This window comes from Nocardioides aromaticivorans (assembly GCF_013408525.1).
Classification (GTDB): domain Bacteria; phylum Actinomycetota; class Actinomycetes; order Propionibacteriales; family Nocardioidaceae; genus Nocardioides; species Nocardioides aromaticivorans.
The window spans coordinates 4,521,868-4,547,635 of the sequence record NZ_JACBZM010000001.1 but is presented as its reverse complement, the minus strand read 5'-3'; the positions used below and the strand labels follow the sequence as shown (position 1 = coordinate 4,547,635).

Below are 25,768 nucleotides of genomic sequence, written 5' to 3'. Positions count from 1 at the left end.
ACCACCTTAGGGCAACCACCCCAAACCCCGCCGGTCAGACCGACGGCGCCCCGGCGATCGCGCGCACGTCGCCCTCACCGGAGGCCGACACCCAGCCGCGTCCGGGCTCGAGGCGCCGGATGGTGCGGGCCGGTACGCCGCCCACGACGGCGTGGTCCTCGACGACCCCGCGCACGACCGAGCCGGCGGCGACCACGACGTTCCGCCCGATCGTCGTACCGGGCAGGATCATCGCGCCGTGGCCGATCCACGAGCCGGCGCCGATCACGACGGGCTGGTGGGCGCCGAACTGCAGGCCGACCGGGACGTCGGGGTCCTGGTAGCCGTGGCTGGCGTCGGAGACGAACACGTCCTGGCCGAACCACACGTCGTCGCCGATCGTGATCGACTCGTGCGCGGTGATGCAGGCGCGGGCGCCGATCACGCACCGCTCGCCGATCACCAGTCCCCTCTCCGGCAGTACCGCCTGGGTCGGGCCGTAGCCGACCGAGAGCGTCGAGTACTTGCCGATCAGGGTGTCGCGCCCGACGTGGATCGCCTCTGGGTTGACCACCGTCGCCATCGGGAAGGCCAGGCACGCGCCCTGCCCGAAGGACCCGAAACGGTCGCCGAGGTCGGTGCCCGGTGAGACGTCGCCCACCCGCTCGAGCCACTGCCAGGCGGCGTGGACGGAGCGGTTGAGCAGGCGGCGTACGGCGGGCACCGGGCGAGGTTACCGAAACGCAACATTCAGCGGACGTTCCCAGTTCGTTGGTGTGACACCGCGACCCCTAACATCCGGGAGTGCAGAAGCCCCGTGACCCCCAGGTGATCGCCTACTTCGCTGACGACCCGACGCGGGTCTACCAGCTGTTGCAGTGGCTCCCGGTGCTCGAACGGCTCGACGCGACGCACCCGGTCGGGATCCTCACCCGCGACGCCGCCACGCGCGACATCGTCACCGAGCGGACCACGCTCCCCGTGCTGTTCGCCCCCGGCTTCAACGACCTCGCCCAGCTGTACGACGAGCTCGACGCCGCGGTCGTCCTGTACTGCAACAACTCGATGACCAACTTCAACTCGCTGCTCGACGGCCGGATGATGCACGTGCACATCAACCACGGCGAGAGCGACAAGCACTCGATGGTCAGCAACAACGCCAAGGCCTACGACCGCGTGTTCGTGGCCGGCGAGGCCGCCGTGCAGCGGCACCGCGCCGCGCTGATGGAGCTCGACGAGTGGCGGCTGGTCCGGATCGGCCGGCCGCAGCTCGACCTGCGCCCCGCTCCCCTGCTGCCGCCGAGCGAGCGGCGTACCGTCCTCTACGCCCCGACGTGGGAGGGCGACGCCGCCTACAACTGCTACACGTCGGTCGACGTCTTCGGTCCGGACATCGTGCGCGCCGTCCTCGCGGTGCCGGACGTCCGCCTGGTCTACAAGCCGCACCCCAAGGTGACGACGAGCCAGATCGCCGCGATCCGCGAGGGCCACCAGGCGATCCTCGACCTCATCGAGCGCGCCGCCGAGGCCGACCCCGAGGCGGGCCACGCCGCCGTCTGGCAGGGCGACATCCTCGCCGTCTTCCCCGGCTGCGACGCGATGATCACCGACGTCTCCTCGGTCGGCCTCGACTGGCTCTACCTCCAGACCGACAAGCCGATCCTGATCACCGACCGGCACGCCGACGCCGAGCGGTTGCGCCAGGAGGTGCCGGTCAGCCGCTGCGCCGACGTCATCGACGCCGACGACATCGCCAGCCTGAGCGACCTGCTCGCCGACCGGCTCGAGCACGACGAGCACCGGATCGCGCGGGCCGCGATGCGCCACCACTACTTCGACGACAACGGTGTCGGCGACAGCACCGTGCGCTTCGTCGAGGCGGTCAGCGAGCTCGTGGAGACGCGAAACCGGCTGCAGGGCACGAGCCCCGCAGCCGGCTTCGAGGAGTCGGCCTGACCCTCGGGAGGCCAGGTCCGACCGGTCAGTACGAGTACGTGGTCACGTAGTAGTTCGAGTAGCCGCCGATGTAGCCGTTGCTCGCCTTCACCAGGCCGCGGAAGTGCGTCTTGCGCGAGTAGGCGGGCAGCTTGGTCGACCAGGCGCCGGTCGACGAGGTCGTGAGCGTCTTGTAGAGGCTCCAGGTGCACGACGAGCTGGTCGGGCTGGCGCAGGTCGACTTCTGGATGTACACCGTGCGGCGGGCGTAGCTCGGGGTCACCTTGCCGTAGAAGACGCGGGTCGAGCGGTTGAAGTTGTCGCCGAGGTTGCGCTTGACGCCGACCTTGACCACGTTGGAGACCGACGTGCCGTAGGTGTCGGCGCCGTAGGTGCCACCCGAGTAGACGATGCGGTACTGGGTGGTGTTGCTGGGCTTGAGCGACCAGACCAGGTCGGTCGTGGTGTCGGTGTAGGTCTTGGAGCTGACGTTGGCCCAGCTGCTCGCTCCGTAGGGCAGGCGCTGGAGCGTCGCCGTTCCGGCGTTGACGTACTTCGGCGCCGCGGTGTCGTAGCCGACGCGACCGGTGAGGGTGACCGCGACGCCGTACCGGACGGAGCTGTAGTTGTTCTCGAGCTCCGCGAAGCTGCTGTAGGCCGCAGCGTTCGCCGGCGCGGTGGAGACGGCGACGAGCGACAGCGAGCTCGCCACCATCGCGACGACCATCAGGACGATGCGTCGCAAGGACTTCACATGCATGGTTTGTTGCCCCCGGGATGTCAGTTTTGGTGAAGGTTCTGCGGCGGTTGCCGCAGGGGGAGGCTATCCACCGCACGGCCCGGCCACACCAGAACCCCCTGTGGAGGGATCACATCCGGTGTCGGGACCACCTGAGAGGCTGTTCCCATGCCCGACGACACCCGCTCCGTGTACGCCGCCGAGGACCTTCTCGCCGGCTGGCTCGACGAGGCGCGCCGACGCCCGGGCAGCCCACTGCGGATCACGGCCGGGCGCGAGGTCCTCGAGCTCGAGCCGGAGACGGAGCCCCGCTTCACCGACCCCGCCCACGTCCAGGACTACGTCGACCGCGTGCTCGCCCACCTCGTCGCGACCGACAGCCGGTACGACGACGGGAGCGGCCTCGACCTGGCGACGGTGCCGGTCGTGGTGCGCCCCCGCCGCGGGGACCGGCAGGCCCACTACGAGCGCGGCGAGCTGCCGCTGCGGGGCGTGATGGCGATCCCGCCGCGCGAGATCGGCGGGGCGTGGTCGCTGCGGGCGGCGGTCGTGCTCCACGAGGTGGCCCACCACTTGGCCGGGGTCGACGGGCACGGCGCCGCCTTCCGCAGCACCTTCCTCCGGCTGCTCGAGGACGTCGGGATGCCGGTGCTCGCCGAGCTGCTGCACACCGCCTACCGGCTCTCCGGCCTCGACACCGGCATCGACGGCGAGGACCGCACGCTGCTGCGGATCGGTCGCCTGCTGCGGCAGGCGGAGCGGACGAGCAACACCGCGGAGCGCGACGCCTTCTTCGCCAAGGCGCAGACCCTCGCCACGCGGCACCAGATCGCGCTCGCCGTCGCGCGGGCCACCGCGCAGACCGAGGAGCAGCGCCAGGACCCGGCCTGGGAGACCGTGCTCATCGGCGAGTCCGGCAAGAGGTCGCTCGCGCGCTACGTCCGCCTCGTGCTCGAGATCGCCCGCGCCAACGACGTGCGCGTCGCCATCTACACGAGCAACACCCGGGTGACCCTCTACGGCTTCCCGTCCGACATCGCCGTCGTCAAGGCGCTCTACGCCTCGCTGGTCACCCAGATGGTCGCCGACGGCGACGCCCACCTGCGCTCGGGCGCGCACAAGTCCGACACCCGCCAGGTCTGGAACGCCCGCAGCCGCCGTTGGGAGGACCGGCCGGTGCACGGGTCGACCGCGCGGGCCGCCTTCTACGAGGCCTGGGCCGACCACGTGGGCGACCGGCTCGCCCGGGCACGCGACGAGGCCCGCGCCGCCGCGATCGCCGCCGAGCCACCGGTCGACGACCGCCCCACCTCCACCGAGCTCGCGATCCGCGCCAAGGAGGTCGAGGTCGTGGACTACTTCCGCACGATGCAGCGCGAGCACGGCATCCGCGGCACGTGGAAGGGCACGGCGTCGGCGGGCCATGCCGCTCCCGGCTCCCACGAGGCCGGGGTGCGGGCCGCGGCTCGGGCCCGGCTCGGCACCGAGCGCGCGATCAGCTCCTGAGGCCGAGCGCCGGCACGACGTACGACGACACGAGCTCGCGCTCCGCCTCGGCGTCCCGCCCCGGCATCGCCACCAGGGCGAGCACCGACCGGACGATCCACTCGGCGTCCCGGGACCCGGGCCGGACGGCGCCGGTCAGGGCACGAGCCAGCGCGGTGACGCCGTCGGGTCCGCCGAGGACGTCGTCGAGGGAGTCCTGCCCGCGCAGCCAGGTCGACACGACGGGGTCCGCGCGGATCGCCGCGGCGGCCGTGACGATCGCGGCCGTGGCCCGCTCCGCGCCGCCGAGCCCCGCGATCGCCTGCTCCACCTGCGCGACCACGCCCGCCGCACCTGACGTGAGGAGGTCGTCGACGAGCGCGGCGCGGCTGCCGACGAGCCGGTAGAGCGTGGCCCGCGAGCAGCCGGCCCGGCGCGCGATCGCGTCGGCGGTGGTCTGCTCGATGCCGCGCTCGAGGAAGAGGTCCCGTGCGGCCCGGTGGACCCGTCGTACGGCGGCATCCTTGCGAGGCCCGCCGACCAGCCAGTCGCTCACCCCCACAGGGTCTCGCGATGAGACACCTGTGCGCCACAGGTGAGCGCGGAATGAGACACCGGTCGATGCGGACGGCGACGGCCTGTCCGGTCCCGTTGACGACGGACGGTACGGCCGCCGACGCTCCAACCATGTTCGACGTGTTCGACCCCGACCTCATCGACGACCCCTACCCCGCCCTGGCCCGGCTGCGCGCCACCGAGCCGGTGCACCGGATCGCGGGGACCGACTTCTTCCTGGTCTCGTCGTGGGACCTGGTGCACGAGGTGCTGGCCGACCCGGCGTCGTACTCCTCGAACCTGCGGGCGGTGCTGCTCCGCTCCCCCGGCGGTACGCCGACGGCGCTGCCGATGGACGGCGGCGGCACCGTCGAGCAGGTGCTCGCCACGGCGGACGACCCGGTGCACAAGCCGCACCGCTCGGCGGTCCTCGGCACGATCGGACGCCGGATCCGCGCCCTCGAGTCGTCCGTGGAGCGCCAGGCCGACCTGCTCTGGAACCGCTGGTTCGCCGGCGGCACGGCCGAGTGGGCGCGGGACATGGCCGACCGGCTCCCGCTGGTCCTGGTCGCGGAGCTGATCGGGCTCCCGCCCGGCGACGTGCCGGACCTGCTCCGCTGGGCCTACGACAGCACCGAGATGCTCGGCGGCTGGGTCGACGCCGAGCGCCTGACCGCCACCGTCACGGCGTCGCTCGAGCTGCACGCCCACCTCGGGGCCCGGTTCACGACCGCCCTCGCGGCACCCCGTGACGACCTGATGGGCGAGCTGGCCCGGGCGTGCCACGACGGCGTCCTCGATCCGGCGACCGCGGTGCTGGTCCTGCTCCAGCTGGTCGGCGCGGGCGGCGAGTCCACGGCGGGATTGATGGGGACGGCGGCCCGGCTGCTCGCGACCGATCCGGCGCTCCAGGACCGGCTGCGGACGTCTCCCGAGCTGCTCGACCCCTTCCTCGACGAGTGCCTCCGCCTCGAGTCGCCCTTCCGCGGGCACTACCGGCACGCCCGTGCCGACACCCGGCTGGGCGGGGTCGAGGTGCCCGCCGGCAGCAACCTGCTGCTGCTCTGGGGAGCAGCCAACCGGGACCCGGCGCGCTTCGACCGCCCCGACGAGCTCGACCTCGACCGGCCCGGCATCCGCCAGCACCTGGCGTTCGGCCGCGGCGCGCACTTCTGCGTCGGCTCCGCGCTCGCCCGGATGGAGGCGTCGACCGCCCTGCGGGCGCTGCTCGCGCGGACGACGTCGTTCAGCCTCGACGGCGACGACGCAGCGACGTGGGTGCCGAGCATCTTCGTCCGGCGCCACGCCCGGCTGCGGCTGGCGCTGGACCGCTAGGACGCCTGCCGGACCCGTCGGTTCGCGCGGCCGCTCGCGCGGGCGACCAGCTCGTCGCCGTGCACCACCCGGACGACGAACAGGTCCTCCTTGGCCAGGCGCTCGGCGAGCTCGGCGGTCGCGACCAGGTCGTCGCCCGGACGCGCGGGCCGGACGTAGTCGATGTGCACCGCGCTCACCACGCCGGAGTGCTCGTCGTCGTTGGCCGCGGCGGCGAGCGCGATCCCGGCCAGGGAGAAGAGGAACGAGCCGTGGGCGGTGCCGTGCGGGTTGAGGTGGTCCTGGGACACGCGCACCCGCGCCTCGGCCCGCCCGCCGCCGTACCCGGTGACGTCGACGCCGAGGAAGGCGGCGAACGCGTCGGTGCGGGGGCCGCTCATCGGGGTCCGTCGACGAAGATGTCGTACTCCAGCTCGCCCGTGCCGCCGTACGACGACAGGTCGGTCACGCCCGCCTGGCGCAGCACGTCCACGTCGAGCAGCGCCTCACCGGTCTGCTCGCGCGAGGGCCGGGTCAGGATCTCGATCGCGGCATCGGCCACGATCTCCGGCGTCCGCGCCTTCGCGATCGCGTCGTCGCCGCCGAGCAGGTTCTGGACCGCGGCGGTGGCGATGAGCGTCTCGGGCCACAGGCAGTTGGCGGCGACGCCGTCCTCGGCGTACTCGGCGGCCCAGCCGAGGGTGAGCAGCGACATGCCGTACTTCGCGAGCGTGTACGCCGGGTGCTTGCCCAGCCACTCCGGCGACAGGTTGAGCGGCGGGCTCAGCGACAGGATGTGCGGGTTGGTGCCGACCCGGAGGTGCGGCAGGCAGGCCCGCGTGAGCAGGTAGGTGCCGCGCAGCTGGATCTGGGTCATCAGGTCGAAGCGCTTGACCGGCAGGTCGGCCGTCGGGTCCAGCGCGATGGCCGAGGCGTTGTTGACGCAGATGTCGATGCCACCGAAGCGCTCGACGGCCCGGGCGACCGCGTTGTCGACCGACGCCTCGTCACGGACGTCGCCGACGACCGCGAGCGCCTGGCCGCCGGCAGCCTCGATCTCGGCGGCGGCGGTGTGGACCGTGCCGGGCAGGCGCGGGTCGGGCACGTCGGTCTTCGCGAGCAGCACGACGTTGGCGCCCTCACGGGCCGCGGCGATGCCGATCGCGAGGCCGATCCCCCGGCTGCCGCCGGACATCATCAGGGTCCGCCCGGCGAGGCGCTGGCTGGTGGTGTTCTCCGTCATGCCGGAACCGTTACACAGTTCCGACAGTCGTGCCTAGAGTGTTAGACAAAGGTCACAACAGATTCCCGACGACCGTCGCGCTGTCGTAACATCACGCCATCATGCCTGCCCTCAAGCCCGTCACCACCCGCTCGGCGCTGCTGACGCTCCTGCTCGGAGCCGAGCTGCCGAGCCTGACCACCCGGGAGCTGGTCGCTGCGGCGTCGGTCGTCGGCTTCGCCGAGCCGGCCGTGCGGGTGGCGCTCTCGCGGATGGCGGCGGCCGGCGACGTCGTACGCGATGACGAGGGACGGCACCGGCTCTCCGACCGCCTCCTCGAGCGCCAGCGGCGCCAGGACCGGGCCACCCGGCCCGCGGTCCACGACTGGGACGGCAGCTGGGAGATCGTCGCGGTGACGACGGCCGGCAGGACCGCCGCGGACCGGGCCGACCTGCGCACGACGCTGGGCGAGCTGCGGCTGGCCGAGCTGCGCGAGGGCGTCTGGACGCGGCCGGCGAACCTGGCCATCGACTGGCCGGCCGCGGTCGAGGAGGTGAGCGACCGGTTCACCGGAGCGGCCGCCACCGACGCACGAGAGCTCGCCGGCCGCCTGTGGGACCTCGGGGACTGGGCCCGCACGGCCCGTGAGCTGCTCGCCGCGACCGACACCACCGACCCGGTGCTGCGGTTCACCGCCTGCGCCACGTCGGGCCGGCACCTGCTGACCGACCCCGTCCTCCCCGCCGAGCTGCTCCCCCGCGACTGGCCCGGCGAGGAGCTGCGCGCCAGCCACGTCGCCTACAAGCAGTGGGTCAACGACATGCGGCGCTCCCTCGTCGACGCGGGGTAGCGTCGGCCCGTGCCGGAACTCGAGGAGCCGCAGAACGAGAGCCTGCTCACCGTCGTCATCGCCTTCGGGGCCAACCTCCTGATCGCGGTCGCCAAGACCGTGGCGGCGGGCGTCACCGGCTCGGCCTCCATGGTCGCCGAGGCCGCGCACTCCTGGGCGGACGCCGGCAACGAGGTCTTCCTCCTGGTCGGCGAGCGTCGCGCCGCGCGGCCCCCCGACGCGACGCACACCCTCGGCTACGGACGGGTCGGCTACATCTGGTCGATGTTCGCGGCGTTCGGCCTCTTCACCGTCGGCGCTGCGGTGTCGGTCTGGCACGGGGTGCAGTCGCTGGGGCACGAGGAGGAGGTGCCGTCGTACACCTGGGCCTATGCCGTGCTCGGCATCGCGTTCGCGCTGGAGGGCACGTCCTTCCTCCAGGCCCTGCGCCAGGCCCAGCGGGCGGCGGTACGGCGCCGCGTCTCGCCCCTGCGCTACCTGCGGCTGACCTCGAACCCGACCCTGCGCGCGGTCTTCGCAGAGGACTTCGCCGCCCTGATCGGCCTGGTCATCGCCTTCCTCGGCATCCTGCTGCACCAGGTGACCGGCGAGGCCGTCTGGGACGCGGTCGGGTCCATCGTCGTGGGCCTGCTGCTCGGCGTCGTCGCGCTCTTCCTCATCCGGCGCAACATGGACTTCCTCACCGGGGAGACCGTGACGCCGCTGACCCGCGACATCGCGCTGCGGGCGCTGCTCGACCACCCCGAGATCGCCCGGATCAGCTATCTCTACATGGAGTGGGTCGGCGCGGACCGGATCTTCCTGGTCGCCGCGGTCGACCTCGTCGGCGACGCGCCCGAGTCCGATGTCGCCGGTCGCCTCGGCGCGATCGAGGACGCGCTCCACGACCGGCCGGAGATCGTGCGTGCCGTGCTCACCCTCACCCGGCCGGGCGACCCGACCGACCTGCAGCCGGGCCGGCTTCCCGACTGGTACCTCGCGGACTGACGGCCCTCGGTCAGGCCGCGCGGGCCGGTTCGCTGCGGAACCGGTTGGAGCGGCCGGCGATGCCGAGCGCCCGCCACACGCGGCGGGACACCGGGTTCATCAGGCCGAGCTCGTCGGCCAGCATCCGCACGTCGCCGAACATGTCGCGCAGGAACTCGCGCGACTCCGGGCTCTCCCACCACACCTCGCGCACGACCTCGGGCGGGATCCCCATGTCCTTGACCGCCTTGCGTCCCGGAACGACGATCGCGTCGCACAGCACGCGCATCAGGACCGGGGTCAGCACGGAGGCGAACAGCCGGTGGAAGCGGCCGAGACGAGGCGCGCGGTGCTCGAGGTACTGGTGCGCGAAGCCGATGTGGCGCGCCTCCTCGGCGACGTGGATCTGGCTGATCCGGCGCAGCAGCGGGTGCATCTCCTCGCCCGAGCGCAGCATCACCTTCTGCACGTAGTCGATCGGCTCCTCGCCGCCGAGCACGCCGATGAAGAAGATGAAGGGCAGGTGCTTGGCCGCGAGCGGCAGGAACGGGCCCAGCGCCCGGAAGAGCGTGTGGGACCCGGCGACGTCGAGGCCGGTCCGGTTCACGAACTCCTGGAACATCTGCGTGTGGTGGCACTCCTCGGTCGCCTCGTGCGTGGAGTAGCGGAACTCCGGGCGCCCGTTGGGGAGGTCGAGGCAGTACATCATCAGGCCGGCGATCAGCACCTGCTCGAACTGCAGGCCCACCTTGACCACGTTGGTCTGGCGGTAGAAGCCGACCTCGATCTGGCGCTCCCGCGGGAGCGAGCGGTACCACTCCGTCCGGCCGAGCGCGTCGACCGAGGGCAGGATCCAGCGCGGGTCCTGCGGGTCGATCGCGTTCTCCGGGTCGTCCCAGGCGACATCGGTGAACGCGTCGAAGTGGTGCTCGACCGACGCCTCGGACAGCGTCCGGAGGAGGTCGTGGTACTCCTGCTGGCTCGATCCGATCGATCCCATGCCCGCCAAGTTAGTGCAAGTCCGTGTTGCGGACAATGGGTAGATGCAACCGGGGGTAACACGCAGATCCGGGACCCCTGACCTGTCCCGTTCGCCCCTCACGCACCTCGGATCACACCTACGGTGTGGCGGTGACCCTCGCCGACGCCGTTCCCCTTCCGCCCACCGAGCCCCGCCGGCCGCGCCGTCGGGCAGCGGCCATCGCCGGGATCGTCGGCGTCGCCGCGGTCGTCGGTGGCGGCGCGTGGGCGTGGCAGGTGTGGGCGGCGCAGGGACCCCAGCCGGCCGAGGCACTCCCCGCCGACACGCTGGCCTACGTCGCCGTCGACCTCGACCCGCCGGGTGGCCAGAAGGTGGCGGCGTACCGGGCGTTGAAGCGGATCCCCTCGCTCGCGAAGGAGCTCGGGATCGGGAGCCAGGACGACCTGCGCAAGTCGCTCGTCGAGAGCATCGCCGAGGACGGCGGCTGCGACCTGCCGTGGCGCGAGGTCGAGGACTGGGCGGGCGACCGCGGCGCGCTGGCCGTCGTACCCCTGGAGGAGCCGGCGCTCGTCGTGGCGCTCCAGGTCTCCGACCCCGACGGCGCGCGGAGGGGGCTCGCGAAGGTCGCCGACAGCTGCGGCGACGACGAGTTCGGCTTCACCGTCGGTGACGGCTGGGCGATCCTGGCCGAGAGCGACGAGATCGCGGAGCAGGTCCGGGCCGACGCGGAGGATGCCGACCTGGCCGGGGACCAGGACTTCAAGGAGCTCACCGGCGCCACCGGCGATCCCGGGGTGGTGACCCTGTACGCCGCGCCGGAGGCCGGCCAGGCCCTGCTGGACGTGAGCGACGGGTTCCCGTTCTTCCTGTTCGCCGCAGGCCCGCTGGGCTCGCTCGACCCGGTCAGCGCGATGGTCACCGCAGCCACCGTGGTCTCGGACTTCTCGTCCGTCATCGAGGAGGACCTCGCCGGCCAAGACGCCGCGCCGGAGATGTCGCCGGAGGAGGAGGCGCTCTGGGACCGGATGGACAGGTACGACGAGCTCACCCGCGCCGAGCAGAAGGAGTTCGACAAGGAGCTCACCGACTATTACGAGCGGCAGTACGGCGACCTCGAGGACGGTGGGTCCGGCGAGGGCTCGGACGGCGACGAGGAGGACTTCTTCGAGATCCCGGCGGAGACCCGCAAGGCCCTCGAGGACTTCTCCGGGCTCGGCGGGACCGTCCGCTTCGACGACGGCGGCGTCGAACTCGACGTCGTGGCCGACCCCTTCCTGACCGGGTACGACGGCATCTACGACGACGCCGGCGCGCGGGACGCGATCGCAGGCCTGCCGGCCGACACGGTCGTGGCGTTCGGCGGCGGCCTCGCCGACGGTTGGGCCGAGCGGGCGCTGACCCGCAACCAGCTCCTCCTCGAGCAGGAGGGGGACGAGCTGATCGCCTCCTTCGAGAAGGCCACGGGTCTCTCCCCCGCCGACCTCGAGGACCTCGGCGGCGACGCGATCGCCTTCGCGGCCGGGGACGGCTTCGAGAGGTTCGTGGACGACGAGTCCGTCGAGGACCTGCCCATCGCCGTCCGGGTCACCGGCGACCCGGAGAGGATCGAGGCGGCCCTCGCCAAGCTGCGCGGGACGAAGGAGCTGTCCGAGCTCCTGGGCTCGGAGCGCACCGACGACGGCCTCGTCATCGGCCCCAGCCCGTCGTACCTCGCCGAGCTGGTCGACCCCGACGAGACGCTGGGCGACTCGGGCCGCTTCGAGGACGCCCTGCCGGACGCCGACGACGCCGTGGCCCTCGCCTACACCGACCTCGGCGCCGGCCACTGGCTGGAGACGTTGTCCGAGGGCGACCTGACGGCGAAGGACGTCGACTCGCTCGCCACGCTGGGCGGCGCCGTCTCGAAGGAGGGCGACCGCTACCGGGTCCAGCTCCGGCTCGCGTTCGACTAGGGCGACCCCGCTTCATCGAACGGACCGAACGCGGACGGGAAATCTTGTCCGGCACCACAGACGGCGCCGTCGGGACGCTCGGGATGCTGGACCGGTGCCCCTGCTGGATGCCCTGACCGAAGCCGACCTCGTCGCCGACATCGGCGCGCTGGTGCGCTGCGAGTCCCCGACCGAGGACAAGGCAGCCGTCGCGCGCAGCGCCGAGGTCGTCGCGGACCTGGGCACGCGCCTCCTCGGTGTCGCGCCCGAGCGCATCGTGCGTGACGGCTGGACGCACCTGCGGTGGCGGTTCGGACCCGCCCGGGTGCTCGTGCTGGGGCACCACGACACCGTGTGGCCGATCGGCTCGCTGGCCGACAACCCCTGCGCCGTCGTCAACGGCGTGCTGCGAGGACCGGGCTGCTTCGACATGAAGGCCGGGGTGGCCATGGCGCTGCGGGCCGTCGCCGCGCTCGACGACCGGACGGGCGTGTGCCTGCTGATCACCGGGGACGAGGAGATCGGCTCGCCGTCCTCGCGAGGACTCATCGAGGACGAGGCCCGCGGCTGCCGTGCCGCGCTGGTGCTCGAGGCGGCGGGACCGGGCGGAGCCCTCAAGACCGAGCGCAAGGGCGTGTCCCGGTACGACGTGCTGGTCGAGGGGCGCGCCGCGCACGCGGGCCTCGAGCCCGAGCGCGGCGTGAACGCCACCGTGGAGGCGGCCCACCAGGTGCTCGCGGTCGCGGCGCTGAGCGATCCTGATGCCGGTACGACGGTCACGCCGACCCGCCTGGACGCCGGTACGACGATCAACACCGTCCCGGCCGCCGCCGGCTTCGGCGTCGATGTCCGGGTCCGCGACGACGCCGAGCAGCAGCGGATCCACGCCGCGATCACCGACCTCGAGGCGGTCCTGCCGGATGCCCGGGTGCGGGTCCTCGGCGGACCGAACCGGCCGCCGTTGACGGCCGACGCGACGGCGGCGCTGTACGACCGCGCCGTCGCCCTCGCCGAGCAGCTGGGCCTGGACCCGTTGACGTCGCTCTCCGTCGGCGGGGCCTCGGACGGCAACTTCACCGCCGGCGTCGGCACCCCCACCCTCGACGGCCTCGGGGCGGTGGGCGGCGGCGCCCACGCCCCTGACGAGCACGTCCTCGTCGCGCACCTGCTGCCCCGGACGCGCCTGCTCGCCGGACTCCTCCACGACCTGCTGGCGGAGGACGGCGCATGCTGATCCACGCCGAAGAGGACGCCGCGCGGGCCGCCGCGACGTCGGGCGTGGTCATCCGCACCCTCGACGAGGTCGCGGACCTCGAAGCGGTGCGCCGGCTCTACGAGCGGATCTGGCGGACCGGCGCCGCCGCCCCACCCGTGACCGCCGACCTGCTCAAGGCCATGGCCAAGGCGGGAAGCTACGTCAGCGGCGCGTACGCCGGCGACGAGCTGGTCGGCGCCTGCTTCGGCTTCTTCGCGGCGCCTGCACGCCATGCCCTGCACAGCCACATCGCCGGCGTGCTCACCAGCTCCCGGGCACGCCATGTCGGCTATGCCCTGAAGCTCCACCAGCGGGCGTGGGCGCTCGCGCACGACACCGCCGAGATCTCGTGGACCTACGACCCGCTGATCCGGCGCAACGCGTGGTTCAACCTGGGCAAGCTCGCCGCGGACGCCGACGAGTACCTGCCGAACTTCTACGGGCCGATCGACGACCAGGTCAACCGCAGTGACGACACCGACCGGATCCTCGTGCGATGGTCGCTCACGACCGATGCGGTTCGTGCCGCCTGCGCCGGGAGCCCCCGGACCCTCGACGGCGGGGCCGAGCGGCACGCCGGCGCCCAGGTCGCGCTCGAGGCCTCGGCGGCGGGCGGCCCGCTGCAGCGGCCCGTCCTGGGCAGGACCGTGCTGGTCGGCGTACCCGATGACATCGAGGGGCTGCGCGAGCACGACCCGCGCACCGCGGCGCAGTGGCGCACCGCCCTGCGCGAGGTCCTCGGCGGCCTCCTGGCGGACGGCGCCCGGGTGCGCGGCTTCGACCGGGCCGGCTGGTACGTCGTCGACCGCGAGCCCGCCACCGACGGAAGGAGCAGGGAACGATGAAGCTCGAGGGTGTGGAGATCCGCACCGTGGAGGTGCCGCTGGTGGCGCCGTTCCGGACCTCGTTCGGCACGGAGACCGTGCGCGAGGCGGTCCTGGTCCGCGTGGTCACCGACGAGGCCGAGGGCTGGGGCGAGTGCGGTGCGGGCACCGGACCGCACTACTCCTCGGAGTACACCGGCGCCGCCGCCGACGTGCTGCGCCGCTTCCTCGTGCCCGCGGTCGCGGCCGCTCCCGACCTGGACGCGCACCGGGTCGCCCCGGCGTTGGCGCCGTTCAAGGGCCACCGGATGGCCAAGGCCGCCCTCGAGACGGCGGTGCTGGACGCCGATCTCCGCGCCCGCGGCGTCTCCTTCGCCCACGCCCTCGGCGCGGTGCGGACCCATGTGCCGTGCGGGGTGTCGGTCGGGATCACGGGGTCGGTCCCTGCCCTGCTCGACGTCGTCGACGAGTACCTGGCGGCCGGCTACCGACGGATCAAGCTGAAGATCGAGCCCGGTTGGGACGTCGAGCCCGTCCGGGCCGTGCGCGAGCGGTTCGGCGACATCCCGCTCCAGGTCGACGCGAACACCGCCTACCGACGCAGCGACCTCCGTCACCTCCTCCAGCTCGACGCCTTCGATCTGCTCCTCGTCGAGCAGCCGCTGCCCGAGGACGACCTGCTCGGCCACGCAGAGCTCGCCCGCGCGATCCGCACCCCGTTGTGCCTGGACGAGTCGATCGTCTCGGCAGCCGCGGCGGCCGACGCGATCGCGCTCGGCGCCTGCCGGATCGTCAACATCAAGCCGGGTCGCGTCGGGGGCTACCTCGAGGCGCGACGGATCCACGACGTCTGCGCGGCGCACGGCGTGCCCGTCTGGTGCGGGGGGATGCTCGAGACCGGGCTGGGCCGCGCGGCCAACCTGGCCCTGGCCGCGCTGCCCGGCTTCACCTTGCCGGGCGACACCTCGGCGTCCGAGCGCTACTACCGCACCGACCTCACCGAGCCGTTCGTGCTCGAGGACGGCCAGCTGCGGGTCCCGACCGGCGCGGGCATCGGGGTGAGCCCGATCGCCGACGTGCTCGACGAGGTCACCGTGGCGCGGGAATGGCTCCCGCTCGCGCCCTGAGGTCCGTGAGGTCTCCGGCGTGTGTCGGCGCGGACGAATGAGTGCGATGATTTCGTCGTGATCGACGAACGGGCGCACCCCGCACCGGGGCTAGCGTCACCGGCGTGTCGGCAGCCGTGAGCAATCTCCCCCGCGCCGGGCTGACGCGCGTGCTCGAGGAGGTCGGGGCGACCCTGCTGGACGTGGTGTGCGGCGAGGTCCGGGCCGGTGAGATCGGCGGGATCGTCATCCACGACCCCCTCGACGAGCCCGAGCTGCCCGACAACGCAGTCGTCCTCGGCGTCGGGCTGCAGGATCCGGCAGCGATCGCCCGGGTCGCGCGGGAGAGCGGTGGCCGGGGCGCGCTCGCGCTCGTCGTCCGCGGCCCCGTCGAGGCGACCGAGGTGCTGGAGGAGGCGGCCCGGGGAGCCGGTGTCGTCGTCCTCGCGCTGGCCCGCGGCGCGTCGTGGAACGAGCTGGCCGGGATGTTGCGGACCCTCACCGCCGAGCCCGCGGCGGTGGTCGCCGACCCGGCCGTCCCGACCGGACAGCTCGGCAGGTCCGGCGCCGGCCTGCGCCAGGTGACGGGCTACCAGTCCGGCCTGGACGACCTCTTCGCCGTCGCCAACGCGATCGCGGCGCTGGTCGACGCGCCCGTCACGATCGAGGACCGCAGCTCCCGGCTCCTGGCCTTCTCGAGCCGCCAGGAGGAGGTCGACAGCTGGCGGGTGCAGACGATCCTGCGCCGCCAGGTGCCCGAGCACTACACCCGCATCCTCGAGGAGCGCGGCGACTTCCAGGAGATCTACCGCAGCACGCGGCCGGTGTTCGTGCCGCCCATCGACGACAGCACCCCCGGCGGCCAGGGCCGCGCGGCGATCGCGATCCGGGCCGGCGACGAGATCCTCGGGACCATCTGGGCCGTGGCCGAGGAGCCGCTCGACGAGCAACGCAGCCAGGCCCTGTACGACGGCGCGAAGATCGTCGCGATGCACCTGGTCTGGCAGCGGGCCGACGCCGACGTCGAGCGTCGACTGCGCGCCGAGCTGCTGAGCACCGCGCTCGAGGGCGGACCCCGGACCGTCGAGACGCTGCAGCGGCTCGGCCTCAAGGACGAGCCTGCCGTGGTGCTGGCGCTCACCGTGGTCGGCGCCGACGCCGAGCCTCCCCTGCCGGCGCAGCTCGCCGTCGAGCGCAAGCGCCTCGCGGACGCCTTCGCGCTCCACCTCACCGCGGTGCACCCGCGGAGCGCGGCGGGGCTGGTCGGCGACGTCGCCTATGCCATCCTCCCCGTGGCCCGCGGCCGCAAGGACAGCGAGGAGCGCGCCGTGGTGATCGCGTCGGACTTCCTCTCCCGCGTCGACTCGCGGCTGCGTCCGCTGGTCGGCGTCGGTCCGATCGCGGCCGGCGGTGCGGCCCTGCAGCGCTCACGCACCGGCGCCGACCGGGCCCTGCGGGTGCTGCGGTCGCGTCGCGGCGGGCAGCAGGTGGTCCGCCTGGAGGACGTGCACCTGGAGGCGCTGCTCCTCGAGCTCGCCGACCGCGTCCCGAAGGGCGACCTCCCGAGCGGTCCGGTCGCCCGCATCATGGCCTACGACCGGATCCACCAGAGCAGCCTGATGGAGACCCTGCGGGCGTGGCTCGACGCGTTCGGCGACGTGGCCGTCGCGTCCGCGGCGATGTACGTCCACACCAACACCTTCCGCTACCGGCTGCGCCGGGCCACCGAGGTCGGCCAGGTCGACCTCGCCGACCCCGACGCGCGGCTCGCGGTCATGCTCCAGCTGCGGCTGCTCGACCTCACCCGGACGAGCGGGGCCTGAGCCCCAGCTCGCGGACCAGGAAGCCGAGCCACTCCACGTCCTGGGCCAGGACCACCTCGGGTCCGCTGGCCGCGCCGTGGCCGGCGCCCTCGAAGACGTGGACGAGGACCGGTGCCGTGCCGCGCTGGGCTGCCTGCAGCCGGGCGACGAACTTGCGGGCGTGCCACGGCCGGCACCGCGGGTCGTTCGCGCCCGCCTGCAGGTAGACCGCCGGGAACTCGCCCGGACGGACCAGCTCGTACGGCGAACGACCGATCATGCGTCGTACGTCCTCGGGGTCGTCGGGATCGCCCCACGCCTTGCGGATGACGAAGTCGAGATAGGGGTCGCGCATGCCCGCGACCAGGTCGAGCAGGGGCGCCCTGGGCAGCACCGCGCGCCACAGGTCGGGCCGGGTGGTCACCGCGACGCCGCACATCAGCCCGCCGTCGGACCCGCCGGTCAGCGCCATCCGGTCCGTGGTGCTGACGCCCGAGGCGACGAGGTGCTCGGCGACGGCGACGAGGTCGTCGTCGCGCACGTGCTTGGTCTCGCGATGGGCCGCCAGGTACCAGTCCCGCCCGAGCTCCCCTCCCCCGCGCAGGTAGGCCTGCACCAGCGTGCCGCCTGCCGCGACGAACGCCGCGAGATCGGGCTGGTACGACGGCAGCGTGGCCACGTTGGCGGCGCCATAGGCCGTGACGAGCACCGGCGCCGGCGCACCGTGATCGGCCCCGGCGGGGCGCACGACGTGGAAGGGCACCGCGGTCCCGTCACCGGCGGGCGCGCTCCCCGCCTCGACGGACGCGTCGAGGACCACCCTCGGGGGCGCCAGCTCCTCGACACCGCCACCGGGACGGTGGCGGTGCACGCTCCACGAGCGCGTCAACGTGGAGAACGCGAAGACCAGCTCGGGGGCCGGGGCGCCGACGGCGAGGCCGGTGAGGGGGAAGAAGGGCGCCGCGATCGTGCCGCCCGCCGGCATCGGCACCTCGCCGACCGGGACGCCGGCGGCGTCGAGGACCCGGATCCGGGCGAAGGTCCGGTCGAGCTCGGCGAGGTAGAGGTGCTCCGCCACCGGCGTCAGCGCGCGCAGCACCGTGGGTCCCTCCGGCACGAGCTCGGCCCACGTCGCCGGGTCGGCCGGCGTCGGCGAGTCGAGCGGGATCGCGACCACGCGGCCGCGCGCGGCGCCGATGTCGGTCACCGCGACGTACCGGTCGCCGACGACGTGGCCGGCGACCGTGCCCGTGCAGCCGGTGACGAAGGGACGCCAGCCGGCGGCGGGCTCGCGGAGGTCGCGCACGGCGACCGGCACGGGGCTCCCGACCCGGTGCGCTGCCACCAGCCAGCGACCGTCCGGCGAGGGCTGCACGAGGGTGTACTCGCGCGAGCCCTCCGGCAGCGGGATCTCCTCGACGACGGTCGCGCCCGAGGCGAGGTCGTGGTGGAAGGTCGCCTGGACGAACTCCTCCGGGGTGCCGCTCAGGGCGAGGAACCAGAAGCCGCCGCTGTCGGGTTGCCAGGAGACGCCCCCGGCCCAGGCGCTGTGCAGGACCTGCGGTGGTGCCGGCCGGCGCTCACCGGACGCGACCTCCACCAGGCGGATCGTGTTGTGCTCGCTGCCGTCGTCGCACACGCCGAACGCGAGGAGCCGCCCGTCCGGGGACGGCGCGAACCACGAGAGCACCTCCCCCGGCTCGAGGCGCGCCACGACCGAACCGTCCCCGAGCGGCTCGTCCGAGGCGACCAGGGCGTCGCCCACCGGCCGGAACCACCTGCCGGCGGCATGCCTCGGCAGGGCGGGCCGCGCGCCGGCGTCGTACTGCTCGACGAGCGCGCGCAGGGCGCCCCGGTCCTGGCCGCCGAGGATGGTGCCCGTGGCCACCTCGGCCTGCCGGCGCTGCCAGGCGTGCACCTCGTCGTCCTCGGCCTCGAGCCAGCGGTAGGGGTCCGGGACCGAGACGCCCGCCTGCGTGGCGACGACGTCGACCGTCCGGGTCGGCGGGTACGGCGCGGCGAGCTCGGCCCGGAGCCGCTCGAAGGCGCCGGGCACCCGGTGCACCTCCCCCAGCGCCAGCACGTGGTCGAAGGCACCTGCGCTGGGAAGCGCCGGGGCCGGGGCATTCCCGGCGAGGGACACCGCCCAGTCGAAGGGCCGGTCGGAGAGGTCGGTGATCTCGACGCGCGGACCCGAGGCCCAGGTCGTGCCGACGACCACCAGCTCGGGTCCGAGCGCCGCGGAGAGCAGCGAGCCCATCGTCGGCCGGCCGTCGTACGGCGTGCGCTGGACGTGGCCGTTGTGCGCTCCGACCAGCACCCGCTCCTCCCGTTCGAGGACCCAACGGACCGTCTCCGCCATGAACACGTCACGGTCCTGTCCATCGGCGAAGGCCCGTACCGACGCGGCGAGCCGCTGCGCGACCGGGTCCGCGGCGGCACTGCCACGGTCGGCGAGGATCCGGAGGTCGGCGTGCAGGCGCTCGCGGTCCTCGTCGGACAGGCCGGCGTACCGCACGGCCGCCTCCACGCGCCCGCCGAGGTCCGCGCGCCGGAGCAGTGCGTCGTCCCCGGGCTCGGGCTCGAGCCGGAGCAGCAGCTCGCGCACCGCCGGTCCCGGCGACGTCGAGGCGCCGGCCACGTCCATGCCGTAGAAGCGGAGGCCGCCGCGCTCACGCATCCAGCCGAGCTGCGCGTGGACGGCCGGCGAGTGCCCGAAGCCGTAGGAGATGCCTTCGCCGGCGACGGCGGCGACCTCCCCGGGACCGCCGCGCACCCAGGCGTCGACCGCCAGGCCCTCGGCGAACCCGGACTCGAGCACGAGCGCCGTGAAGCCGAGGTCCACGAGCATCCGGAACAGCTCGTCCCGGACCTCGTGGAGCTCGGTCACGTTGTGAGCGGCCTCGCCGAGCGCCACCACCCGTGCATCGCGCACGAGCGGGCGCAGCCCGGCGAGGTCGACCGCGGTCATCATTGGTGGAAGTACCACAGCTCCGGCGAGTACAGGAAGCTCAGCAGGGCGTGGAACGAGTCCTGCGGCCCCGACAGCGTGTCCTTCCAGACGACCAGCGTGTGCGGTGTCGGGAACAGCAGCACGGGCAGGTCCTCGGAGATCGCGGTGATCTCCTTCGACAGCGCAGCCGGATCGGCGCCGAAGGTCGACTGGTCGATCAGCTCGTCGATCTTCTTGTTGGCGTAGCTGCCGAGGTTGAAGCTGCCCGTGGTGTTGAACAGCGTGTTGCTGGTCGGGTAGCCCGCCGCCTGGTAGATCGCGCCGTAGTCCTGCATCGCCCACTCGTTCGCCTTCGCCGGGGCGAAGCTGTTGCCGTAGTTGGCGTACATGTAGTTGAGCGACTTGGTGACGACCTTGACCTCGATGCCGAGCTTCTTCGCCTGCGAGGCGAAGGCGATGTCACGTGCGCCGACGTAGGACGGCGTGTTCGCCGACGCGAGGGTGAAGCTGATGGCCTGGCCCTCGGGGATGCCCGCCCCGCACTGGTCCGCGCCCGTGCCGGGGTTCGCGCAGGTCGTGCGGCCGTCCGGCACGACCTTCCAGCCGTGGTCGGTCAGCAGCTTCTCCGCCGCGTCCGGGTCGAACGGGTACGTCGGCTCGTCACCGAACTCCGGCGGGTACGGCGACTCCGCCCCGGCCACGCTGTAGTTCTCCGACGCCGTGCCGTTGTAGACACCGCGGCTCGCGATGTAGCCGTCCTGGTCGATCAGGTGCTGCAGCGCTTGCCGCACGTACAGCTGGCTCGCGACCTTGTCGAAGTTGTCGACCGTGTTCTTGAAGTTGAAGGTCAGCGGGTCGAAGCGGGCGGGCGCGGGCGCGCCGTACACGTGGTAGCCGTCCTTCTTGAGGTCGTCGATCTCGTTGACGAAGCTCGCGTCCAGGGTGCCGACGGTGAGCGTGCCCGCCTTGTACTGGTTGAGCACCGCGGAGGCGGAGGTGAACGCCTTGAAGTCGACCTGGTCGAGGTGCTGGTCGCCGGGCCCGCTGTACTCCTCGTTGGGCACCAGCGAGAACGAACCGGTCGTCGGGTCGAAGCTCTTCAGCTGGAACGGCCCGTTCACGACCTTCCACAGCGGGTTCGTCGTGAAGCCGGCCTGGTCCTCGGCCTGTTTGGTCAGGTACCTGTAGATCGCCGTGGCGTTCTTCGGGTCCGTCGCGTCGAGGTGCTCGCCGCCGGTCTCCGCGATGTTCCACTCCTGCGACGGCATCACGTAGAGCAGGGCAAGCATCGAGAGCAGGTAGGACTCGTTGTAGGCCGTGTCGAGGTGGAAGGTGACCGTCTTGTCGTCCGTCGCCTCGGCGCGCACGCCGTCCGGGAACTGCCCGGGCGTGTAGAAGCTCCAGTTACCGGGGCTCTCGGCGATGCCCGCCTTGAGCAGGTCGAGGGAGAAGACCACGTCGTCGGCGACGACCGGCCGACCGTTGGACCACTGGTAGTCCTTGAGCGAGATCTCGACGGTCTTGCGGTCGTCGCTGAAGGACGGCATCTCCGCCATGCTCAGCTCCTCGTTGACGACGCCCTCGCCGGACCCGCTCGGCCGGTAGAGGGCCCGCCACAGCTGGCCGCGGGCGATGACCGTCCCGCTCACCGACGCCGGCGGGTACGGGTAGATGTAGTTGGGGCTGAGACCCGGCGTGAGGGCGACGGTGATGGTGCCGCCGTCCTTGGGGTTGCCGGTCTCGGCGGGCATGTCCTTGTACTTGCTCGCGATGTCCTTGGTCGATCCGGCATCGCCGGAGCACCCCGAGACGAGGAGGGCGACCACCGCGGCGAGGGCCACGCCGAGGCGGGCGCGTCGCGGTCCGGGCAGGTGTGTCATGACGGCTCCTGGTGAGGTGGTGGGTGGTGCTCCGACGATCCAGCAGGTGGTCCGGTGCCGGTTCGTCCGGTACGACGATTCGCCGGCGGCCGGTCGGTACGGGCGGACAGGGGTCGTCGGCTCAGTCGGCCTTGCGGCCGATCGCGTCACGCAGCGCGTCGGCGAGCAGGTTGAGGGCCAGCACGGTGAGGATGATGCAGCCACCCACGGGGTAGATCAGCCACCAGTAGTCCGAGGAGATGTAGGTGACGCCGCTGGCGAGCTGGCTCCCCCAGTCCGTCGTCGGGTAGGTGAGCCCGAACCCGAGGAAGCCCAGCGCCGCCACGACGAGCACCGCGTCGGCCACCTGGAAGGTGATGTTGACGATGATCACGCCCATCGCGTTGGGGATCAGGTGCGTGAAGATGATGCGACGACGCGAGGCTCCCATCACCCGGGCCGCGAGGACGTACTCCCGGACGCGGAGGGTCAGCACCTCGCCGCGCACCAGCCGGGCCGAGACGAGCCACGAGAACGCGCCGATCACCAGCGCCAGCGTCCAGGCGTTCGCGTGGAAGCGGGCCGACAGGATGAGCACGAAGAAGAGGAAGGGCACCGAGAGCAGCACGTCGACCAGGCGCATCAGGATGCCGTCGACGACGCCCCCGGCGAGGCCGGCCACGGCGCCGTACACGGTCCCGAGGGTGGTCGCGAACACCGCCGCGAGCAGCCCGATCTGCAGGGACACCCGGCCTCCGGCCATCAGTCGCCCGAGGACGTCGAAGCCGTTGGTGTCCGTGCCGAGCGGGTGGCCCGGCCCCGGCGGGAGCGCTGCGTCGAGCAGGCTCACGTCGGTCTGGTTGGTCTGCCACACCAGCGGGCCCAGGTAGCAGAAGGCGACGACGACGAGGAGCAGCCCCAGCCCGGCCACACCGAGCGGGTGGTCGCGCAGCCGCGGTCGGCGGCGCTCGGGCGTCGTGGCGGGCATCTCGATCGCGGTCATGCGGCGAGCTCGATCCTGCGGTCGGCCAGCGCCACCGCGATGTCGGCGATGAAGTTGCCGGCGACGGTCAGCACGCCGCCGATCAGGGTGTAGGCCAGCAGCACCGGGTAGTCCTCCCGCTGGAGGCTGTTGAGGAACAACAGCCCCAGCCCCGGGTAGTTGAACAACGACTCCACGATCAGGTTGCCGGCCAGCAGGATCGGGATCATCGTGCCCACCAGCGTGATGACCGGCAGGCAGGCGTTGCGGAGCAGGTGACGGGTGACGACCAGGCGCTCGGGCAGGCCCTTGGCGCGGGCGACGCGGATGTAGTCCTGGCCGAGCTGGTCGAGGGCCGACGATCGCTGGTACTGGCTGAAGACGGCGATGCTCGTCACCGCGATGGTGGCGACCGGGAGCGCCATCGAGCGTGGGTCGGTGAACACGACCCAGGGCGAGTGCGACTGCGAGGCCTCCGCCGGGAAGAGCTCGAGCGACTGGCTGAACACGGCGATCAGGACGAGGCCGAGGAGGAAGGTCGGCGTCGCGTAGAGAACGTAGGCCAGGCTCGTCGCCCACCGGTCGACGACGCTGTTGCGCCGGACGGCCTGGAGGACCCCGAGCGGGATCGCGACGAGCAGGGCGACGACGAGGCCGGCCAGCGAGAGCATCGCGCTGCGGCCGGCGTTCTGCTGCAGCAGGGTGCCCACGTCCTGGTTCAGCTTGTACGAGCGTCCGAGGTCACCGTGCAGGAGCTGGCCGAGGTAGCTGACGTACTGCACGACAACGGGCCGGTCGAAGCCGTGCTCGTGGTTGAAGTCCGCCACCGCCTCCGGGCTGGCGCGCTGTCCGAGCACCACGCGGCCCGGGCTGTCGGAGACGAGGTGGAGGAGGAAGAAGACCACGGCCGAGATCCCCAGCAGGACCACGGCGGAGACGGCGAGCCTCTTGACGACGTACCAGGCCATGTCAGGCGGCTCCTTCCGAGTCGGCGTGCAACGGGTGGTGGCAGGCGACCTGGTGCGTGGCCGCGACCGCCTCGAGCGCCGGCTCCAGCTCGGCGCACTTCTCGGTGGCCAGCGGGCAGCGGGTCCGGAACCGGCAACCGCTGGGCGGGTCGATCGGGCTGGGCAGCTCACCGTGGATGCGGGTGCGCCGCGCCCCCACACCCGGTACGGCGGCCAGGAGGCCTGCCGTGTAGGGATGCCGTGGTGCGGCGTACACCTCCTCGGCGGAGCCGATCTCGACGAGCTTGCCGAGGTACATCACGCCGACCCGGTCGGCGAGATAGCGCACGACGGCGAGGTCGTGGGAGATGACCACGCTGCTCAGGCCGCGCTCGCGCTGGATCCGGCGCATCAGGTTGAGCACCTGGGAGCGGATGGAGACGTCGAGTGCGCTGACCGGCTCGTCGGCGACGAGGACCTCCGGGTCGAGCGCGAGCGCGCGCGCCAGGCCGACCCGCTGGCGCTGGCCGCCGGACAGCTCGTGCGGGAACCGCTCGAGGACCGCGGCCGGCAGACCGACGTCGGCGAGCAGGTCCCGGGCCCGCGCGGTGCGGTCGGCGCGGCTGCCGATGCCGTGGATCGCGAAGGGCTCGCGCAGGATCGCGCCGATCCTCATCCGCGGGTCGAGGGCGGCGCTCGAGTCCTGGAACATCATCTGGAGCCGGGAGCGCCGATCGCCGAGCCGGCCGCCGGAGACCGCCGTCCCCTCGAAGACGACGTCGCCCGAGGTCGGGCTGTCCAGCGCGACCAGCATCCGCCCGAGGGTCGACTTGCCGCAGCCGGACTCCCCGACCAGTCCGAGGGTCTCGCCGGCGGCGACCTCGAAGCTGACGCCCGAGACCGCCTTGACCGTACGACGCCCGCCGAACCAGCCACTGCTGGCGGCCCGGTACTCCCGGTGCAGGTCGACGACCTGCAGGCGGGGGCCGCTGTCCGTGACCGCAGGAGACGTCGGGGGCTCGGCCAGCCGGACGGGCGTCCGCTCGACCGGTCCGGAGGCGGGGTGCCAGCACGCGAAGGCGTGGGCCCGCTCCGTGGTCAGGGGCGGCTGCTCGGTGCGGCACCGGTCCGTGGCAGCAGCGCACCGGGGCGCGAACCCGCAGCCGGGCAGCGGCGCGGCCAGGTCCGGCGGCGCACCGCCGATGCTGTAGAGCTCCTCGCCGCGGTCGTGGTCCAGCGACGGGATCGAGGCGAGCAGTGCCTGGGTGTAGCGGTGCCGGGTGCGGTCGAAGAGCGCACGCGTCGGTCCGGTCTCGGCCAGCCGGCCGGCGTACATGACGCCGACGCGGTCCGCGTGCCGGGCGATCACGCCCATGTCGTGGGTGATCAGGACCATCGCCATCCCGAGGCGCGAGCGCAGGTCGTCGAGCAGGTCGAGGATCTCGGCCTGGATGGTCACGTCGAGGGCCGTCGTGGGCTCGTCGGCGATCACCACCTTGGGCTCGCACGCGAGCGCCATCGCGATCATCACCCGCTGGCGCTGGCCGCCGGAGAGCTGGTGGGGATGGTCCTCCATGCGCTCGCGGGGGCGCGGCAGGCCGACCATCGCGAGCACCTCGGCAGCGCGCTCGCGCGCGGCGCGCCGGGACAGCCCCCGGTGCAGCCGGACGGGCTCGGCGACCTGGTCGCCGATCCGCCGGGTCGGGTTCAGCGAGGTCAGCGAGTCCTGGAAGACCATGGCGACCTCGTTGCCGCGCAGGCCGCGGTACTGCCGCGCGGCCAGCCCGACGAGCTCGGTGCCGCCGAGCATGATCGAGCCGTCGGTCACTCGGCCACCGGACGGGAGCATGCCCATCACCGCGAGCCCGGTCATCGACTTGCCGGAGCCGGTCTCCCCGACGATGCCCAGGGTCTCGCCGCGGTGCAGGTCGAGGCTGACCCCGGTGACCGGCCGGACGACGCGCTCGCCGCGCCGGATCTCGACCGACAGGTCACGGATGCTGAGGACCCGCTCCGCACCAGGTCCGGGACCTCGCACGAGGTCGTTCACGACTGTGCTCTCGACTGCCACAGGACGATGG

The 25,768-nt window shown here is 72.9% G+C and carries 21 protein-coding genes; 10 read left to right on the top strand and 11 right to left on the bottom strand.

Annotated features, from left to right (window positions below; genetic code table 11):
- Positions 1-34: 34 nt before the first annotated feature.
- A complete protein-coding gene (locus BJ993_RS26405; protein WP_277987703.1) occupies positions 35-703 on the bottom strand; it encodes an acyltransferase in 669 nt (222 codons plus the stop codon).
- Between the two features lie 80 nt (positions 704-783).
- Between BJ993_RS26405 and BJ993_RS26160 the strand changes: the two genes are divergently transcribed.
- On the top strand, positions 784-1,935 hold the full coding sequence (locus BJ993_RS26160; RefSeq protein WP_179651189.1) for a CDP-glycerol glycerophosphotransferase family protein: 1,152 nt from the start codon (positions 784-786) through the stop codon (positions 1,933-1,935).
- A gap of 25 nt (positions 1,936-1,960) precedes the next feature.
- Here BJ993_RS26160 and BJ993_RS21770 read toward each other — a convergent pair whose 3' ends face one another.
- A complete protein-coding gene (locus BJ993_RS21770; protein ID WP_179651187.1) occupies positions 1,961-2,659 on the bottom strand; it encodes a hypothetical protein in 699 nt (232 codons plus the stop codon).
- 162 nt (positions 2,660-2,821) lie between these two features.
- On the opposite strand from BJ993_RS21770, the gene BJ993_RS21765 reads away from it, so the two are divergent.
- The gene (locus BJ993_RS21765; RefSeq protein WP_179651185.1) at positions 2,822-4,159 is read left to right on the top strand and encodes a TIGR04338 family metallohydrolase; all 1,338 of its coding nucleotides are present in this window, start codon (positions 2,822-2,824) and stop codon (positions 4,157-4,159) included.
- On the opposite strand, the gene BJ993_RS21760 is transcribed toward BJ993_RS21765, so the two are convergent.
- Complete coding sequence (locus BJ993_RS21760; RefSeq protein ID WP_051932263.1) at positions 4,149-4,694, bottom strand: TetR/AcrR family transcriptional regulator; 546 nt, start codon at positions 4,692-4,694, stop codon at positions 4,149-4,151. The two genes, BJ993_RS21765 and BJ993_RS21760, sit on opposite strands and share 11 nt — an antisense overlap.
- A 131-nt stretch (positions 4,695-4,825) precedes the next feature.
- On the opposite strand from BJ993_RS21760, the gene BJ993_RS21755 reads away from it, so the two are divergent.
- Positions 4,826-6,028: a cytochrome P450 gene (locus BJ993_RS21755; protein WP_179651184.1), complete on the top strand. Its 1,203-nt coding sequence runs from the start codon at positions 4,826-4,828 to the stop codon at positions 6,026-6,028.
- On the opposite strand, the gene BJ993_RS21750 is transcribed toward BJ993_RS21755, so the two are convergent.
- Both BJ993_RS21750 and BJ993_RS21745 read right to left on the bottom strand, forming a co-directional pair.
- A complete protein-coding gene (locus BJ993_RS21750) occupies positions 6,025-6,408 on the bottom strand; it encodes a hotdog fold thioesterase (protein ID WP_179651183.1) in 384 nt (127 codons plus the stop codon). The genes BJ993_RS21755 and BJ993_RS21750 overlap by 4 nt on opposite strands.
- Positions 6,405-7,250: an SDR family oxidoreductase gene (locus BJ993_RS21745; protein WP_179651182.1), complete on the bottom strand. Its 846-nt coding sequence runs from the start codon at positions 7,248-7,250 to the stop codon at positions 6,405-6,407. The genes BJ993_RS21750 and BJ993_RS21745 overlap by 4 nt, the downstream gene beginning before the upstream one ends.
- A 101-nt stretch (positions 7,251-7,351) precedes the next feature.
- Here BJ993_RS21745 and BJ993_RS21740 point away from each other — a divergent pair, with 101 nt between their 5' ends.
- Together BJ993_RS21740 and BJ993_RS21735 are read left to right on the top strand one after the other, a co-directional pair.
- On the top strand, positions 7,352-8,080 hold the full coding sequence (locus BJ993_RS21740; RefSeq protein WP_051932262.1) for a PaaX family transcriptional regulator C-terminal domain-containing protein: 729 nt from the start codon (positions 7,352-7,354) through the stop codon (positions 8,078-8,080).
- 9 nt (positions 8,081-8,089) lie between these two features.
- Entirely contained in the window at positions 8,090-9,067 is a 978-nt protein-coding gene (locus BJ993_RS21735; RefSeq protein ID WP_036545591.1) for a cation diffusion facilitator family transporter, read from the top strand.
- A 10-nt stretch (positions 9,068-9,077) separates the two neighbouring features.
- Here the strand turns inward: BJ993_RS21735 and BJ993_RS21730 are convergent, their stop codons facing one another.
- On the bottom strand, positions 9,078-10,046 hold the full coding sequence (locus BJ993_RS21730) for an AurF N-oxygenase family protein (RefSeq protein WP_179651181.1): 969 nt from the start codon (positions 10,044-10,046) through the stop codon (positions 9,078-9,080).
- A gap of 131 nt (positions 10,047-10,177) precedes the next feature.
- Here BJ993_RS21730 and BJ993_RS21725 point away from each other — a divergent pair, with 131 nt between their 5' ends.
- The 5 genes from BJ993_RS21725 to BJ993_RS21705 all read left to right on the top strand — a co-directional run bounded on the left by BJ993_RS21725 (position 10,178) and on the right by BJ993_RS21705 (position 16,967).
- Positions 10,178-11,980 (top strand): hypothetical protein, encoded by a 1,803-nt coding sequence (locus BJ993_RS21725; RefSeq protein WP_179651180.1) that lies wholly within the window; start codon positions 10,178-10,180, stop codon positions 11,978-11,980.
- Between the two features lie 94 nt (positions 11,981-12,074).
- Complete coding sequence (locus BJ993_RS21720; RefSeq protein ID WP_308645670.1) at positions 12,075-13,193, top strand: M20 family metallopeptidase; 1,119 nt, start codon at positions 12,075-12,077, stop codon at positions 13,191-13,193.
- A complete protein-coding gene (locus BJ993_RS21715) occupies positions 13,187-14,059 on the top strand; it encodes a GNAT family N-acetyltransferase (protein ID WP_179651179.1) in 873 nt (290 codons plus the stop codon). The genes BJ993_RS21720 and BJ993_RS21715 overlap by 7 nt, the downstream gene beginning before the upstream one ends.
- The gene (gene menC, locus BJ993_RS21710; RefSeq protein ID WP_179651178.1) at positions 14,056-15,165 is read left to right on the top strand and encodes an o-succinylbenzoate synthase; all 1,110 of its coding nucleotides are present in this window, start codon (positions 14,056-14,058) and stop codon (positions 15,163-15,165) included. The genes BJ993_RS21715 and menC overlap by 4 nt, the downstream gene beginning before the upstream one ends.
- 104 nt (positions 15,166-15,269) lie before the next feature.
- Positions 15,270-16,967, top strand: coding sequence for a PucR family transcriptional regulator (locus BJ993_RS21705; protein WP_179651177.1), 1,698 nt, complete (start codon positions 15,270-15,272; stop codon positions 16,965-16,967).
- Here BJ993_RS21705 and BJ993_RS21700 read toward each other — a convergent pair.
- The 5 genes from BJ993_RS21700 to BJ993_RS26400 form a co-directional block, all read right to left on the bottom strand.
- Complete coding sequence (locus BJ993_RS21700) at positions 16,945-19,917, bottom strand: prolyl oligopeptidase family serine peptidase (protein ID WP_179651176.1); 2,973 nt, start codon at positions 19,915-19,917, stop codon at positions 16,945-16,947. The two genes, BJ993_RS21705 and BJ993_RS21700, sit on opposite strands and share 23 nt — an antisense overlap.
- Positions 19,917-21,779, bottom strand: a complete 1,863-nt coding sequence (locus BJ993_RS21695) for an ABC transporter substrate-binding protein (protein WP_179651175.1) — start codon at positions 21,777-21,779, stop codon at positions 19,917-19,919. The genes BJ993_RS21700 and BJ993_RS21695 overlap by 1 nt, the downstream gene beginning before the upstream one ends.
- Before the next feature lie 121 nt (positions 21,780-21,900).
- Complete coding sequence (locus BJ993_RS21690; RefSeq protein WP_179651174.1) at positions 21,901-22,761, bottom strand: ABC transporter permease; 861 nt, start codon at positions 22,759-22,761, stop codon at positions 21,901-21,903.
- Positions 22,758-23,708 carry an ABC transporter permease gene (locus BJ993_RS21685; protein ID WP_179651173.1) on the bottom strand — a complete coding sequence of 317 codons (951 nt, stop codon included), beginning with the start codon at positions 23,706-23,708 and terminating at the stop codon, positions 22,758-22,760. Before BJ993_RS21685 ends, BJ993_RS21690 begins: the two co-directional genes overlap by 4 nt.
- 1 nt (position 23,709) lies before the next feature.
- On the bottom strand, positions 23,710-25,758 hold the full coding sequence (locus tag BJ993_RS26400; RefSeq protein WP_308645669.1) for a dipeptide ABC transporter ATP-binding protein: 2,049 nt from the start codon (positions 25,756-25,758) through the stop codon (positions 23,710-23,712).
- Between the last annotated feature and the right edge of the window lie 10 nt (positions 25,759-25,768).